This window comes from Pseudomonas sp. Q2-TVG4-2, assembly GCF_013620795.1.
Taxonomy (GTDB): Bacteria; Pseudomonadota; Gammaproteobacteria; order Pseudomonadales; family Pseudomonadaceae; genus Stutzerimonas.
Map to the genome: position 1 here is coordinate 246,524 of NZ_LGLW01000004.1, position 16,351 is coordinate 262,874.

Annotated in this window: 10 protein-coding genes; 5 read left to right on the plus strand and 5 right to left on the minus strand. The window is 62.9% G+C overall.

Features of this window, described 5'->3' with window-relative positions; genetic code table 11:
• Nucleotides 1-15 precede the first annotated feature (15 nt).
• Nucleotides 16-918: a cysteine synthase CysM gene (gene cysM / locus H3028_RS09360; protein WP_181296745.1), complete on the minus strand. Its 903-nt coding sequence runs from the start codon at nt 916-918 to the stop codon at nt 16-18.
• A gap of 219 nt (nt 919-1,137) precedes the next feature.
• Between cysM and ggt the strand changes: the two genes are divergently transcribed.
• A complete protein-coding gene (gene ggt / locus H3028_RS09365) occupies nt 1,138-2,928 on the plus strand; it encodes a gamma-glutamyltransferase (RefSeq protein ID WP_181296746.1) in 1,791 nt (596 codons plus the stop codon).
• Between the two features lie 210 nt (nt 2,929-3,138).
• On the opposite strand, the gene H3028_RS09370 is transcribed toward ggt, so the two are convergent.
• Nucleotides 3,139-5,892 (minus strand): response regulator, encoded by a 2,754-nt coding sequence (locus H3028_RS09370; protein ID WP_181296747.1) that lies wholly within the window; start codon nt 5,890-5,892, stop codon nt 3,139-3,141.
• 130 nt (nt 5,893-6,022) lie between these two features.
• The gene (locus H3028_RS09375) at nt 6,023-6,649 is read right to left on the minus strand and encodes a trimeric intracellular cation channel family protein (RefSeq protein ID WP_181296748.1); all 627 of its coding nucleotides are present in this window, start codon (nt 6,647-6,649) and stop codon (nt 6,023-6,025) included.
• A gap of 123 nt (nt 6,650-6,772) precedes the next feature.
• Between H3028_RS09375 and H3028_RS09380 the strand changes: the two genes are divergently transcribed.
• Entirely contained in the window at nt 6,773-7,675 is a 903-nt protein-coding gene (locus tag H3028_RS09380; RefSeq protein ID WP_181296749.1) for an HTH-type transcriptional regulator ArgP, read from the plus strand.
• A 182-nt stretch (nt 7,676-7,857) separates the two neighbouring features.
• Nucleotides 7,858-8,613, plus strand: coding sequence for a 4'-phosphopantetheinyl transferase (locus H3028_RS09385; protein WP_181296750.1), 756 nt, complete (start codon nt 7,858-7,860; stop codon nt 8,611-8,613).
• Between the two features lie 110 nt (nt 8,614-8,723).
• Here the strand turns inward: H3028_RS09385 and H3028_RS09390 are convergent, their stop codons facing one another.
• Complete coding sequence (locus tag H3028_RS09390) at nt 8,724-10,325, minus strand: ATP-binding protein (RefSeq protein WP_181296751.1); 1,602 nt, start codon at nt 10,323-10,325, stop codon at nt 8,724-8,726.
• Entirely contained in the window at nt 10,322-11,044 is a 723-nt protein-coding gene (locus H3028_RS09395; protein WP_181296752.1) for a response regulator, read from the minus strand. The genes H3028_RS09390 and H3028_RS09395 overlap by 4 nt, the downstream gene beginning before the upstream one ends.
• Before the next feature lie 726 nt (nt 11,045-11,770).
• On the opposite strand from H3028_RS09395, the gene H3028_RS09400 reads away from it, so the two are divergent.
• Nucleotides 11,771-14,665, plus strand: a complete 2,895-nt coding sequence (locus H3028_RS09400; RefSeq protein ID WP_181296753.1) for a ribonucleoside-diphosphate reductase subunit alpha — start codon at nt 11,771-11,773, stop codon at nt 14,663-14,665.
• A gap of 387 nt (nt 14,666-15,052) precedes the next feature.
• The gene (locus H3028_RS09405) at nt 15,053-16,300 is read left to right on the plus strand and encodes a ribonucleotide-diphosphate reductase subunit beta (protein ID WP_181296754.1); all 1,248 of its coding nucleotides are present in this window, start codon (nt 15,053-15,055) and stop codon (nt 16,298-16,300) included.
• Nucleotides 16,301-16,351: the final 51 nt, after the last annotated feature.

The window sequence follows — 16,351 nt, forward strand, 5'->3', positions numbered from 1 at the left end:
TCGCGTATCGCCTGGTCAGTTGGGCTGGTCATACACGCCCGTCGACAGGTAGCGATCACCACGGTCGCAAATGATCGCGACGATCACCGCGTTCTCGACTTCCTGCGATAGCCGCAGCGCAGCGGCAACCGCACCGCCAGACGACACGCCGCAGAAGATGCCTTCTTCGCGCGCCAGACGGCGCATGACGTGTTCGGCCTCGGCTTGGGCCATGTCGACGATGCGATCGACACGCTCGGCCTGGTAGATCTTCGGCAGGTACTCCTGCGGCCAACGACGGATTCCAGGGATCGCCGCGCCCTCCATGGGCTGCAGGCCGATGATCTGGATCGCCGGGTTCTGCTCCTTCAGGTAGCGCGACACGCCCATGATGGTGCCGGTGGTGCCCATCGAGCTGACGAAGTGAGTGATGCTGCCGTCGGTCTGCTGCCACAGCTCAGGGCCAGTGCTGCTGTAATGCGCTTCGGGGTTGTCGCCATTGGCGAACTGATCGAGGACCTTGCCGCGGCCTTCGGCGGCCATCTTCACCGCCAGGTCACGGGCGCCTTCCATGCCCTCTTCCTTGCTCACCAGAGCAAGCTCGGCGCCGTAGGCGGTCATCGCTGCCTTGCGCTCGGCGCTGGAGTTGTCCGGCATGATCAGGATGAACTTGTAGCCCTTGATTGCCGCGGCCATGGCCAAGGCAATGCCGGTATTGCCGGAAGTGGCTTCGATCAGGGTATCGCCGGGCTTGATATCCCCGCGCGCCTCTGCACGCGCAATCATCGACAATGCCGGACGATCCTTCACCGAGCCCGCGGGATTGTTGCCTTCGAGTTTGACCAGAATGGTATTACTGGTGTCGCCGGGCAGGCGCTGCAGGCGAACCAGGGGCGTGTTGCCGACGCAATCGGCAATGGTCGGGTACTTAATTGTCATGGCGTCGATGAACCGAGCGGCATTTGGAAGGCACATATGATACCGGCAACGACCGGACACGGGCAGACCGCTTAGCCTTCGTCGCAGCTGTAGCGCTTCTGAGCCGCTGCAATCGGCGCTCTCTCCTGCCAAACGCAGCGATCAGGCTTGGCAGATAGTGGTCAGTGGTCTAGGTCTATAAGCAGCACTTCTATCCGCGCTTCCACAAGGAACCCCCTCATGCCCGTCGGACCTGCCGCCCTGGTCTTTACCTTTCTCTTCGCCAGCCTGACCGCCTGTACCACGTCGGATTCCCCGAGCCAGACTCCACCGGCGCCGGAAGGCTCTAGCGGCTACACCCCCAAACCCGGCTGGACCGCCGAACATTTTGCCGTGGCCGCCGCCAATCCGCTGGCCACCGAGGCGGGCTACCAGGTTCTCAAGGCCGGTGGCAGCGCGATGGATGCGGCAGTCGCCGTGCAGATGGTGCTGACCCTGGTCGAGCCGCAGTCCAGTGGTCTCGGCGGCGGTGCCTTTCTGCTGCACTGGGATGGCGAACATGTGACTGCGTTGGACGGGCGCGAGACGGCCCCGGCGGCGGTCGACGAGAACCTGTTCATAAAAGCCGACGGCACGCCCATGGCTTTCCAAGAGGCAGTCGTCGGTGGCCGCTCAGTGGGGGTCCCTGGCACGGTAAAAATGCTCGAACAGGCGCACCAACAATACGGCAAGCTGCCCTGGCGAGCATTGCTGCAGCCGGCCATCCGGCTCGCCGAGGACGGCTTCGAGATCAGCCCGCGGCTGCATGGGCTACTTGAGAGCGACCCGGCGCTTCGCGACAATCCGCCAGCAGCCGCCTTCTATTACCAACCAGATGGTTCGCCCTGGCCGGTGGGCCACCGCTTGCGCAACCCCGCGCTCGCCGCGCTGCTACGCAACATTGCCGAGCAAGGCAGCGACGCCTTCTATCGCGGCGCCAACGCCCAGGCGCTGGTCCGGCAGGTGAGCGAGCACCACAACCGCGGGACCGTCACCCTCAGCGATCTGGAGGTCTATGAACCGCGCCAGCGTGACCCGCTCTGTAACCTCTGGCAGCAGCGCTATCAGGTATGCGGCTTTCCTCCGCCGTCATCAGGGCATATCACCCAGATGCAGATTCTCGGCATTCTCGAGCAGCTGCCGTCGTTACCGGCCCTGGATCAGGGTGTGCCATCGGTGGAGTTCCTGCACCGCTATACCGAAGCGTCGCGCCTGGCCTATGCAGACCGCGCCAAATACCTGGCCGACCCGGATTTCGTCCCGGTACCAGGCCGCACATGGAACAGCATGCTCGCCCCCAACTACCTCAAGCAGCGCGCCGGGCTGATCGGGCCGCGCAGCATGGGCATCGCCGAACCGGGCGAGCCTGGAACAATGCCCATCGCCTTCGCTTCCCAGCCTGCGCAACCGGAATACGGCACCAGCCACATCAGCATCGTCGACGATCAAGGCAATGCCTTGGCGATGACCACCACCATCGAACAGGCATTCGGCTCACGCCTACTCAATGACGGCGGAACCGGCTTGCCCGGTGGCTATTTGCTGAATAACGAACTCACCGATTTCGCTTTCGAGCCGCGTGACGCTCAGGGCCGGCCGGTTGCCAATCGCGTCGAGCCGAACAAACGACCCCGTTCGAGCATGAGCCCGACGCTGGTATTCGACGCCGCCGGCAACCGGCTGCTTGCCAGCGTCGGTTCGCCCGGCGGTGCGGCGATCATTCACTTCACGGCGAAGACGCTGCTGGGCATGTATGGCTGGGGATTGAATGCGCAAAAGGCGATCGATCTGCCGAACTTCGGCAGCTTCAATGGCCCGACCGTCCTCGAAGCCGGGCGTTTTCCGGCTAGCACCGTGGAGTCATTGAGAGCGCGAGGCCATCAGATCAACGAGACGGAGATGACCAGCGGCCTGCAAGCCATCCAGCGCACCGACAGCGGCTGGTTCGGCGGAGCCGACCCGCGTCGGGAAGGCGTGGTGATGGGCGACTGAACCAGACCACCGGACAGGCCTGCGGCCTCCATTCGCCGCGGGGCGCGCCTCCCACTGAGCAAAGGTGCACCTGCGGCATCCGTGAGCGACACCCAATGGATCGCGAGCCCAGCTGCGCAGTCGTGAGCGGGCCCCATGGATCGGGCGTTCACTTTGCGGCTTTGTGGGGGGCCCGAGCCGGGGCGAATGGATTCAAGCGAACGCCAAGGCCTAGACGACTCGGGCCTCGACTTCCAGGCGCTCGATAGCGCTGTCGAGCTCATCCATCGCCTGGGCCGCGCTCGGGTGGTTCTGTTTCAATAGTGTTTCGCTGCGCTCGCAGGCCGCCCGCAATTGCGGAACACCGCAATAGCGGGTAGCGCCGTGCAAACGGTGTACCCGGTCGATCATCGCCTGACGATCGTTTATCAGACGCGCCTCGCGAATGGCCTGGCGGTCGTCCTCCAGCGATGCCAGCAACATGCTCATCATGTCCGCCGCCAGATCGGCCTTGCCTGCCGCCAGGCGCAGGCCCTCTTCGGCGTCCAGTACCTTGAGGTTATTGTCCGGCAGCAGCACATCGGCTGGTGCGGCGAGGAAGCTGCGCGACAGCGGCAGGCCAGTCCACTTCAAAATCACCTGCGCCAATTGCCGCTCGCTGATCGGCTTGGTCAGGTAATCGTCCAGACCACTCTGCAACAGCGAACGCTTTTCGTTGGACAGCGCATGTGCCGTGAGCGCGATGATCGGCATCGGTGGCTGGCCGCTGTCATCCTCCCAGCGACGAATCGCTTCGGTGGTCTGACGCCCGTCCATGCCAGGCATCTGCACGTCCATGAACACCAGGTCGAAAGGCTTGCGCTTGACCACCTCAAGCGCTTCCCTGCCACTGCTTACCGCCTCGGCTTCGCCGCCCATGTCGGTCAGCAGGGTTTCGAGCAGCAACAGGTTGGCCGGATTGTCGTCGACGCAGAGCACGCGAGGCGGCCGCGTCTCGGGCATGACGATGTTCTCGGCCAGCGCTTGTGGTGGACGCAGCAGATCGAGCAAGACCCGCTGCAGCTTGCGGGTGCAGGCTGGCTTGCTCTGCAACTGGGTATGCGTGTGCGACTCGGGCAGGGCTTCGTGGTACTGCGCCTGCTCGCTGGTCGGGCAGAGCACGATGCATTTGCAGCCCAGCGCTTCAAATTCCCATAGCCGTTGGCAGAGTTGCTGGGGTGCGATTTCGCGGTGGGTCACGCCGAGCACGGCGATTTCGATTGGCGTGTCGCTTGCTTGCGCCGCGGCCACCGCCTCCTGCAGCTGATCCAGGGTATCGAAGGGCAGCACGTTCAGACCGCAACTTTCCAGCTGATGCTGCAAGGCCTGACGCGCCAGCGGATGCTGTTCGAGCAAGCCGACCCTGCGTTGCAGCAGCGCCGCGCGAGGCAGGTCCTCGATATCGTCGCGAGCCTTGGGCAGGCTCAGGCTGATCCAGAATTCGGAACCCTCCTCCGGAATGCTGTCGACCCCGATTTCCCCGCCCATCTGTTCGATCAGACGCTTGGAAATCACCAACCCGAGCCCGGTGCCGCCGGGTTGACGCGACAGTGAGTTATCCGCCTGGCTGAAGGCCTGGAACAGCGCACGCAGATCCTGATCGGTCAGGCCTATCCCGGTGTCCTGCACGCTGATGCGCAGCTGCGCGCGATCGGAGCGTTCGTCCTCGACCATGGCGCGAACGACGACGGTCCCTTCGTTGGTGAACTTGATGGCGTTGCTGACTAGGTTGGTCAGCACTTGCTTGAGCCGCAACGGATCGCCCACCAGCGACAGCGGCGTGTCGCGATAGACCAGGCTGACCAGCTCCAGATGCTTGGAATGTGCCGCCGGGCCGAGGATGGTCAGCGTGTCCTCGATCAGGTCGCGCAGATTGAACGGAATGCTGTCGAGCACCAGCTTGCCGGCCTCGATCTTCGAGAAGTCGAGAATCTCGTTGATGATCCCCAGCAGGCTGTCGGCGGACTTCTCGATGGTCGACAGATAATCCTGTTGTCGCGGCGTGAGGTCGCTCTTCTGCAGCAGATGGGTGAAGCCGAGGATGCCGTTGAGCGGGGTGCGAATCTCGTGGCTCATGTTGGCGAGGAATTCGGATTTGATCCGGCTGGCTTCCAGCGCCTCCTTGCGCGCCAGGTCCAGTTCGATGTTCTGGATCTCAATGGTCTCCAGGTTTTGCTGAACGTCTTCAGTGGCCTGGTCGATACTTTGCTGCAGTTCCTCGCGGGCGCTGAGCAGGGCCTCGGCCATGCGGTTGATACCCGCTGCAACCTCATCCATCTCGTGGCTGCCGAGCGGCGGCAGCCGGGTTTCCAGATAGCCGTCCTTGAGCTGCGCCACCGCGACCTTGACCTTGTGCAGCGGCTTGCTGATCGCCGTGCTCATACGCAGCGCCAGCAGCGCGGTGATGATCAGCCCGGCGCCGATCAGCAGCAGGCTGGTGAACAGGCTGCGGTAGCCGCGCAGCAACGTGCCCTGGTGCGACAGCTCCAGCTCCAGCCAACCAATCTGGCGGAGGTCGTCTTCCGGATCGTCTGCGGCAAGATTCAGGTGTTTGCCGAGTACCGGCAAGAGGATGCGCGTGGTGTCGACGCTGCTGACCTGGGTCAGCGCCTCCGGGTCGGTCGGCGGCGAGGGGGTGATCATGTGCGGCCCGGCATGGGCCAGCATGTTGCGCTCGGTATCGAGGATGGACACCGCGCGCACATCGGGCTGATCCAGTACCTGATTGAGGATTCGCTGCAGGCGCTTGCCATAACCCTGCGCCATGGCCGGCGCCGCCAACGGCGCAAGCTGTTCGGCGACCAGCTTACCGCGCTCGTCCAGCTGGTGGCGCATCTCCGACAGCTGCATCCAGGTGAAGTAGATGCCGAGCGCCACGGCCAGCACCGTGCTGGGCAGCAATATCAGCACCAGTACGCGACTCTTTATTCCTAGGTCTTTCAGCACGGATCCATTCCCCTGGTGGCCAGAGCGCTAGTGTAGCGGCTCCCTGAGCGGGAATCTGCCTGCCAGAGCGGCCGAGTGACAACCGTGAGAGATCCATCCGTCCCTGTCGCCTGGGGCGGGTTGTTGTCGCTCAGTCCAGACCGCGGATGTCGCGCCCTTGGAAATGCGGGAGCTTCCACTGAAACGTCATCGCCAACACTCGGAACAGGAAGCCGGCACAGAGCGTGGCAAGCGAGGCGATGGAGTTGCTGACGCCCAGCCACAACAGGCCGACGTAAAGCACGCCGGTAAACAGCGCCACGGTCGCATACAGCTCGCGCTGCAGCACCATTGGCACCTCATTGCAGAGGATGTCGCGCAGCAGTCCGCCGAATATGCCGGTAATCAAGCCGGCCAGCACGACGATCGTGGGGTGCGCGCCCATCTCCATCGCCACGCCGCAACCGATCACCGTGAAGGCCACCAGACCCAGGCCATCGACCAGCAAAAATACCTGGCGAAGGTGGTGCATGTGCCGCGCGACCATGGCGGTGACAATCGCCGCGCCGACCGTAAAGCCGAGGTATTCGGGGTTGGCGATCCAGCCAATCGGGTAATGCCCCAGCAGGACATCGCGCGCCGTGCCGCCGCCCAGCGCAGTGACGGTGCCCAGCAGGCAGATACCGAACAGGTCCATGCCACGACGCATGCCCATGATGGCGCCGGACATGGCTTCGGCCGTGATGGCGATCAGATAGATGATGTGCAGCAGCGTCACAGCGAGACTCCAAACGGGGCATAACAGTGAAAGGTGCGCCATTATGGGCCCGACCCGGGTTTAATCGACTCAGCTAAGTAAATTTAGGCTATACAAACATTTTCTTAAGCTGGAAGAAGTCACTTGAATCTCGATCCGAAGCAGACCGAAGCCTTCCGCGCTGTCATCAATACCGGCAGCTTCGAGCAGGCGGCCCTGCGCCTGCATTTGACCCCACCGGCGATTTCCCAACGGGTGCGTGCCTTGGAAAGTGCTCTGGGCAATGCGCTGGTGGTGCGTAGCCGGCCGTGCCGGCCAACCGAGACCGGCCAGCGGTTGTTGCAGTACCTCAAGCGTGCCACTTTGCTGGAAGCCGACCTGATGGCGGACCTCGCCGAGCGCAGCGATGCGCCTCTGGTGGTGGTCGCCGCGCTTAACGCCGACAGCCTGGGCACCTGGTTCTTTCCGGCGCTGGCCGACGTGCTGATCCGCGAGCGGGTGCTGCTGGATCTCACCATCGAGGACCAGGACCATACCTACAGCCTGCTGGAAACCGGCCTGGCGATCGGCTGCATCAGCACCGAACCCAAGCCCATGCGTGGTTGTACGGCCAAACCACTGGGCAGCATGCGTTATCGCCTGGTGGCATCCGCCGCGTTTCGCCAACAGCACTTCGCCAATGGCCTGACCCGCAATGCCGCGCGCAAGGCGCCGGTAGTCGCCTACACGCGCAAGGACCGTCTCACCTCGTCGTTCCTGCTGCGCCAGCTGGGCCTGCCGGAAGGCGCCTATCCCTGCCATTACGTGCCAGGCTCAGAGCCACGTTTCAATGCGATTCGCTGCGGGTTGGGCTATGGCATGGTGCCGGAGCTGCTGCTGCACGATGCGCTGAATCAGGGTGAGGTGGTTGATCTGGCCGCGGACACACCGCTGGATATTTCGCTGTATTGGCATACCTGGAAGGTGCAATCGCCGCGGATGGAAAACCTGTCGCGGCAGATCGTCGAGGCCGCACCGAGAATTCTCGCCCGGCCTGAGGGGACGTAGTGCACGAGGCCGGTTGATCACCCCGCCAGCGCGCCCCTGGTTCGCGAGCAAGCTCGTGCCTACAAAACGGTCAGGCGCTAACCTCGGCAGCGTAGGAGCGAGCTTGCTCGCGAAGAGATCCATGCAACGGGAAGTGCATTTCCGGAACTGCACAGGGCCCGGTAGTGAGGCACACTAGCGCCATGAATTCCCATCCCCAACATCCCGCCTGCTGCACGCCACTGCGGGATCACTGGCCGCTGCCGCTTGCCTTGTCGGGTGTGCAGCTGATCAGCACTCGCTTCGAACCGGACCTGCTCGACCCGGAGGATTTCGACCGCTGGGGCATTCCTGCCATGAGGGCGGTGAGCAAACGCCAGACCGAATTTCTCGCCGGACGCATCTGCGCCTACGAAGCCCTGCGCAGGGTTACCGGCGTGCCGGGCATTCCGACGACCGCGGAAGACCGCTCGCCCTGCTGGCCGTCCGGAATAGTCGGCTCGATTACCCACGGCGCCGGCTGGGCCGCGGTGGTCGTGGCACGGAGCGATCAGTGGCGCGGACTTGGCCTCGATGTAGAGAAGATGCTGCCCGTCGCTCGGGCCGACCGGCTGGCCGCTGAGATTCTCACGCCGCGGGAGCTGGAAGGCTATGCCGGGCTCGATGACGCGCAGCGGGCAATGCGGGTGACGCTGACGTTTTCGATCAAGGAAAGCCTGTTCAAGGCGCTCTATCCGCTGGTGAAGACGCGCTTCTATTTTCAGGAGGCCGAACTGACCCACCACGACACAGACGGCAACGCGCGTCTGCGCCTGCTCAATGACCTCTCGGAAGAATGGAGAACCGGCGCAGAACTGGAAGGCCAGTTCGTGCAGTTCGACGATTACCTGCTCAGTCTGGTCAGCATTCCGGCCGCCTCAGAACGCGAACATCGTCGAAAACCCTCGCCCCCGGCTTGACGGCTTATGGCGACCCACCCGGCAGGACATCGACGCCAATCGGTGCAACCCATCATCCGCATGTCGTTCTTTGCAGTCTCGATGAATCGATTCGCACCGATGCCTCAGAACTATCCCGACTGTTTGCGCGGCCAGACCAGGCTGAAGCGAGCGCCGCCCAGTTCGCTGTGGCCGATCTGCGAGCGGCCGCCGTGCCAGTAGGTGATCCGCCGGACAATGGACAGCCCGAGGCCATGCCCGCCAGAGGCGCGGGTGCGGCTGTCGTCCAGGCGCAGGAACGGCGCGAAGACCTTCTCCCACGCCTCCTCTGGCACGCCCGGGCCATCATCGTCGACGGCAAGCTGCGCCCGCTCGTCATCAATAGTGAAGCTCACCTGTACCCGCGTTTCAGCATGGCGCATGGCGTTGGTCACCAGATTGCTCAAGGCACGGCGCAGATAGTGCGGTTCGGCCTCGACAAGGCTGCCGCCGTCATCGAACGTCACGCAGGGCCCGCGCTCTACCCGTACGTCTGGCCGCAGGGGTGCCAGCTCACCAATGACCTGATCCACCAGCGCACGGAGGTCGACCCTCTGAAAGGTCAGTTCCGGCGAACCGCGCTCAAGACGCGTGTATACCAGCATCTCGTCCACCAGACGATCCAGGTCGTCGATGTCGCCGTCCATATCGTCGAGGTACCGGGTTCGCGCCTCCGGCGTTTGCGCCGAACCGGCCATTTCCAGCCCGAAGCGCAACCGCGCGACCGGCGTGCGCAGCTCATGAGCCACCGCACTGACCATTTCCCGCTGGACCGCCAGTAGGCGCTGCAGGTGGCTGGCCATGCCGTTGAATGCCTTCGCCAGCCGCCCGACCGAATCCGTGCCGGCATCCGGCACGCGAGCTTCCAGATGCCCACCGGCGATACGCGTGGCGGCGCTTTCTACCTCACGCACACGTCGCTCCAGGTGACGCACCAGCAGGTAGACCATCAGCCCGATCAGCGACAGGCCGAGCACGCCGATCAGCACCAGCAATTGCGGCGGATAGGGATTTAACTGGTACAGCGGCCCCATGGACATGATCCAGGGCGTCCCGGCGATCGCCGCGAATACCCGAATGGCCTCGCCACCACCGACCAGCGCCATCACCGTGTCGCCTTCATCCAGCCGTCGGCGCTGATCGTCATCGAGGCTGGCGCTGTTACGGGTCAGCAGTTCCAGTGGATAGCCGAAACCGCGCGCCTCCTTGAGTTCAGCCAGGCGCTGGGGTTGTTCGTCTTCGGGATAGCGGATCAGCTCGTCGATCAGCAGATAGATGGTCGCGCGCGCCAGCTGCTCACTGAGCTGTTCGACCTCGCCGGTCAGCACCAGACGGTCCTCGGCGCTGACCAGGGAGAACACCGTGACGCTGTGCGGACGCATTTGCTCCACCAGCACCTGCCCATGCAGCAGCCGGGTCTCCAGTCGGCTTTCCAGGCTGACGTCTCCCAGCGTGCGGACCCGCAATGGTATGCCCAGCAAACGCCCCCAGAGATTGGCTGCCTGGCGCCGCTCGATCGGCGTCATGCTGCTCATGTTGTGCGCCATCAGGCGAAAGGTGCCGCCAGCGAGCGCCTCGCGGTGCCGGTCGGCACGCACCTCGTTGAGCAGATGCAGACCGCCGGCGCCCAGCAGCCCGACCAGCACCAACACGGCGAGCATGCCGCCGTAGATGCGCAGGAAGATCGAATTCACTGCAGCGCTTCAGCCGCTTCGGATACGAACAGATAGCCCTTGCCGCGCACCGTCTTGATCAATCGGGGATGATCCGGATCGTCGCCGATCTTCGGACGGATACGTGAAATACGCACGTCGATCGAGCGATCCTGGCCGTCGTATTCGATCCCACGCAGCTCGGTGAAGATATGTTCACGGGACATGATGCGCCCGGGATTGGAGGTCAACAACCACAGCAAATCGAACTCCGCCCCGGTCAGCTCAATGCCCTCGCCTCGCAGCCAGGCCTCGCGTAGCGCGTTGTCGACCACCAGCGGGCCGTATTGCAACCGTTTGCTGCTCGTTGCCGTGGGCGTCTCCGCTCCTTCGCGCCGGCGCAGCAGCGCCCGAATGCGTGCCAGCAACAGCCGCGGCCGCACCGGCTTGCAAACGTAATCGTCTGCGCCGATTTCCAGGCCGAGCACCTGATCGAGATCATCGGCGCGGGCGGTCAGCATCAGGATCGGCCCGTCATAGCGGTCTCGCACCTTGCGGCAGATGGACAGGCCGTCCTCGCCTGGCAGCATCAGATCGAGTACGACCAGATCGGGTCGCTCATTGATGATCCGCTCGGCTGCCTGAGCACCGTCCGCTTCGATCGTTACCTGCAAGCCATTGCTTTCGAGATATTCCCGGGTCAGCTCGGCCAACCGCTGATCATCTTCGACGATGAGAATTCGCCAAGCCTCTTGATCCATTTGCGCCTCCGCAACAGCACCGCCACGCCCGTCGAGGGGCGGGTCATTGTACTCAAGCAAACCCGCCAGACGAGCCCCTCGAAAGGACTTGCAAAAAACACAACATATAGTGTTAAGGGCCGCACCGAAATCGCGCTGCAAATCCTTGAAAATACTCGGTAGTTCGTCGGGTTGCGGTGCAGCCCTTTGCCACTGCGGTCTCGCCTCCGGAAACGGCCCTTCGCCCACAAATCGCCCACATGTTATCCACAGGTTGTTCATCCTGGGCGCCTTGCTTTAGCTCTGAGGCGCCACTATCGTGTCGATCCTGGCCGTTTCAACCCTATATGTAGGGTGCCAACAGCCCAGCAGACACAAACGCCGAAAAAAGCAAGCAAAAAAGTTTTGCCTTGTTCTTTTGCCGGCCAACACCCCTTGGGTGCAGAAAATCTACCCCCGCAAGCCCCAGGCTTGCCTAGCCCGACGTTGATTTCGCTCAAGTCCAGCAATGGTGGAGCCGATGAGTACGTCACACTACATGTAGTGTTTTAGAGTTGTGATCTGCATGAGTCGTGACTATTCTTCGTGACATTCGATTCGCCGCCCTCGCGCGCGAGTCATCCCTTTTTTGGAACACCCATGCGCCCGCTCGCCGGGGCATGGTTCATGCAATACGAGACCGCGGGCCGCTGAAGAAAGGCCCTGACACCTAACGAGCTACCGAGACAGAGAGAATCCGGAGACCCCATGCAGAACGAGTCCATTCGCGAGAACCCGCAGGCAGCCGACAGCACGCTGGACCTGGCCGCCACTGCGCCGGGCCAGCTGCGCGTGATCAAGCGCAACGGTACTGTCGTCCCCTATACCGATGACAAGATCACCGTCGCCATCACCAAGGCGTTTCTCGCAGTGGAAGGCAACAATGCCTCCGCCTCGTCGCGCATCCATGACACCGTGGCCCGCCTGACCGAGCAAGTCACCGCCACGTTCAAGCGCCGCATGCCTTCCGGCGGCACCATCCATATCGAAGAAATCCAGGACCAGGTCGAACTGGCCCTGATGCGTTCCGGCGAGCAGAAAGTCGCCCGCGACTACGTGATCTACCGTGAATCCCGCAGCCAGGAGCGCAAGCGCGGCGCGGTCGACGCACCGGTTGAAGCCCACCCGAGCATTCGCATCAAGCGTGCCGACGGCAGCCTGGCGCCGCTGGACCTGGGCCGTCTGAACACCATCATCACCGAAGCCTGCGAAGGCCTCGAAGAAGTCGATGGCGCGCTGATCCAGAAAGAAACCCTGAAGAACCTCTACGACGGTGTCGAGCAGACCGACGTCAACACCGCCCTGGTGATGACCGCCCGCACCCTGGTCGAGCGTGAGCCGAACTACTCCTACGTCACCGCTCGCCTGCTGATGGACACCCTGCGCGCCGAAGCCCTGAGCTTCTTGGAAGTCGCCGAGTCCGCCACCCACCACGAAATGGCTGACCTCTACGCCAAGGCCCTCCCGGCCTACGTGGAAAAAGGCGTGCAGTTCGAACTGCTCGACCCGCGCCTGAAGGAATACGACCTGGCCAAGCTAGGCGCCGCGATCAACCATGAGCAGGACCAGCAGTTCACCTACCTTGGCCTGCAGACCCTCTACGACCGCTACTTCATCCACAAGGATGGCGTGCGTTTCGAACTGCCGCAGATTTTCTTCATGCGCGTCGCCATGGGCCTGGCCATCGAGGAAGAAAACCGCGAAGCCCGTGCCATCGAGTTCTACAACCTGCTGTCGTCCTTCGACTACATGGCCTCCACGCCGACCCTGTTCAACGCTGGCACCCTGCGTCCGCAGCTGTCCTCGTGCTACCTGACTACCGTGCCGGACGACCTGGGCGGCATCTACGACGCCATCCGCGATAACGCGCTGCTCTCCAAGTTCGCCGGCGGCCTGGGCAACGACTGGACCCCGGTGCGCGCACTGGGCGCCTACATCAAGGGCACCAACGGCAAATCCCAGGGCGTCGTGCCCTTCCTGAAAGTGGTCAACGACACCGCCGTCGCGGTCAACCAGGGCGGCAAGCGCAAGGGCGCGGTCTGCGCCTACCTGGAAACCTGGCACCTGGACATCGAGGAATTCCTCGAGCTGCGCAAGAACACCGGTGACGACCGTCGCCGTACCCACGACATGAACACCGCCAACTGGATTCCGGACCTGTTCATGAAGCGCGTCTTCGACGACGGCAAGTGGACCCTGTTCTCGCCAAGCGAAGTACCCGACCTGCACGACCTCACCGGCAAGGCCTTCGAGGAGCGCTACGAGTACTACGAAGCCCTGATCGAATACGGCAAGATCAAGAACTACAAGACCCTGCAGGCCAAAGACCTGTGGCGCAAGATGCTCTCCATGCTGTTCGAAACCGGCCACCCATGGCTGACCTTCAAGGACCCGTGCAACCTGCGCAGCCCGCAGCAGCACGTCGGCGTGGTGCACAGCTCCAACCTCTGCACCGAGATCACGCTGAACACCAACAAGGACGAGATCGCCGTCTGCAACCTGGGCTCGATCAACCTGCCGCGCCACATCGTCGACGGCAAGCTCGACACCGCCAAGCTGGAGCGCACCGTGCGCACCGCCGTGCGCATGCTCGATAACGTCATCGACATCAACTACTACTCGGTGCCGCAGGCCCGCAACTCCAACCTCAAGCACCGCCCGGTGGGCCTGGGCATCATGGGCTTCCAGGACGCGCTGTACCTGCAGCACATCCCCTACGGTTCCGACGCCGCCATCGACTTCGCCGACAAGTCCATGGAAGCGGTCAGCTACTACGCCATCCAGGCTTCCTGTGACCTGGCCGACGAGCGCGGTGCGTACGAAACCTTCCAGGGTTCGTTGTGGAGCCAGGGCATCCTGCCGCTGGATTCGCAGCAGATCCTCATCGAAGCGCGTGGCCAGAAGTACATCGACGTCGACCTGACCGAGTCCCTGGACTGGGCCCCGGTGCGTGCCCGCGTCAAGAACGGCATCCGTAACTCGAACATCATGGCCATCGCCCCGACCGCGACCATCGCCAACATCACCGGCGTGTCGCAGTCCATCGAGCCGACCTACCAGAACCTGTACGTGAAATCGAACCTCTCGGGCGAATTCACCGTGATCAACCCCTACCTGGTTCGCGACCTCAAGGCGCGCGGCCTGTGGGACGCGGTCATGATCAACGACCTCAAGTACTACGACGGTTCCGTGCAGCAGATCGAGCGCATCCCGCAGGAGTTGAAAGACCTCTACGCGACCGCCTTCGAAGTCGAAACCAAGTGGATCGTCGACGCCGCCAGCCGCCGCCAGAAGTGGATCGACCAGGCCCAGTCGCTGAACCTCTACATTGCCGGCGCCAGCGGCAAGAAGCTGGACGTGACCTACCGCATGGCCTGGTACCGTGGTCTGAAAACCACCTACTACCTCCGTGCCCTGGCCGCGACCAGCACCGAGAAGTCCACCGTCAACACCGGCAAGCTCAACGCAGTCTCCAACGGTAGCGGCGACGGCTTCAGCAACGCCCCGGCCAAAGCAGCCCCGGCACCTGAAATGTCCGCCGGCCCAGCACCGGTCCCAAAAGCCTGTGCGATTGATGAACCAGACTGCGAAGCCTGCCAATAAGTAGTTAAGGAAGCCGCGGTCCCCAGAGCGGACCGCGCGTTGTTGCCCGGCAGGCCGGCCCCCATCACGTACATGCGTACGCTCAGGGGCTCCGACCCGCCAGGCGCCTAGCGCTGCCTCCCTCTGGAAACCGCTTACACCGAGCTGCCGCTGCGTCCGCTTTTGCTTTTCGTAGGACGAGGGGGACGCCTAGTCCTTGCTCGCGATTGAGTCACCTGTAGGAGCGAGCTTGCTCGCGATCCGCCGCCGCTCCGATCCATCGGATAACACCGCGGCGGCACCGGGCACCCACCGCCCATTAATTTTTTTCCGCTTTTGCGTGCAAACCAAAAGCCACCCAAACACTTCCGACCGGCCGCGACCGGTCCCCAATCAGGAGAAACCGCCATGCTGAGCTGGGACGAATTCGACGAAGAAGACACCACCGCCACGTCGGCTGCACCGCAAGCCGTTGCCGCAACAACCGAAGCACCGGCCAAGCTCGACCAGGACGCGGCCGGCTCCGTCGAAGAAGCCCGCGCCGTGGCCTCTGACGACTCCGCAGCCGTCGCCCGCGCCAAGAAAGCCCTGGACGACCTCGACATCCAGGAAGGCCTGGACGACCTCGAAGGCGCCTCCGCCCGCGTTCACGTCGGCGACAAGCAGATGATCAACGCCCGCGCCGACCTCAACCAGCTCGTACCCTTCAAGTACGACTGGGCCTGGCAGAAGTATCTGGATGGTTGCGCCAACCACTGGATGCCGCAGGAAGTGAACATGAACGCCGACATCGCCCTGTGGAAGACGCCGGACGGCCTCTCCGAGGACGAGCGCCGCATCGTCAAGCGCAACCTCGGCTTCTTCTCCACCGCCGACAGCCTGGTCGCCAACAACCTCGTACTGGCCGTGTACCGCCTGATCACCAACCCCGAGTGCCGCCAGTACATCCTGCGCCAGGCCTTCGAAGAGGCGATCCACACCCACGCCTACCAGTACTGCATCGAATCGCTGGGCATGGATGAAGGCGAGATCTTCAACATGTACCACGAGATCCCGAGCGTCGCGAAGAAAGCCTCCTGGGGCCTCAAGTACACCCGCTCCATCTCCGACCCGACCTTCCAGACCGGCACCGTCGAGACGGATAAAGAGTTCCTGCGCAACCTCATCGCGTACTACTGCGTACTGGAAGGCATCTTCTTCTACTGCGGCTTCACCCAGATCCTCTCCATGGGCCGCCGCAACAAGATGACCGGCACCGCCGAGCAGTTCCAATACATCCTGCGTGACGAGTCCATGCACCTGAACTTCGGCATCGACGTGATCAACCAGATCAAGATCGAAAACCCGCACCTGTGGGACGCCGCTATGAAGGACGAAGCGACCCAGATGATCCTTCAGGGTACGCAACTCGAAATCGAATACGCCCGCGACACCATGCCCCGCGGCGTCCTCGGCATGAACGCCTCGATGATGGAGGACTACCTCAAGTTCATCGCGAACCGTCGTCTGACGCAGATTGGGTTGAAGGAAGAGTATCCGGGTACGACCAACCCGTTCCCGTGGATGAGCGAGATCATGGACTTGAAGAAGGAAAAGAACTTCTTCGAGACGCGGGTGATTGAGTATCAGACTGGTGGGGCTTTGAGCTGGGATTGAGTCTCATAGACAAACCATCTGCAGCAACAGAAATAGCCCCAACACGGGGCT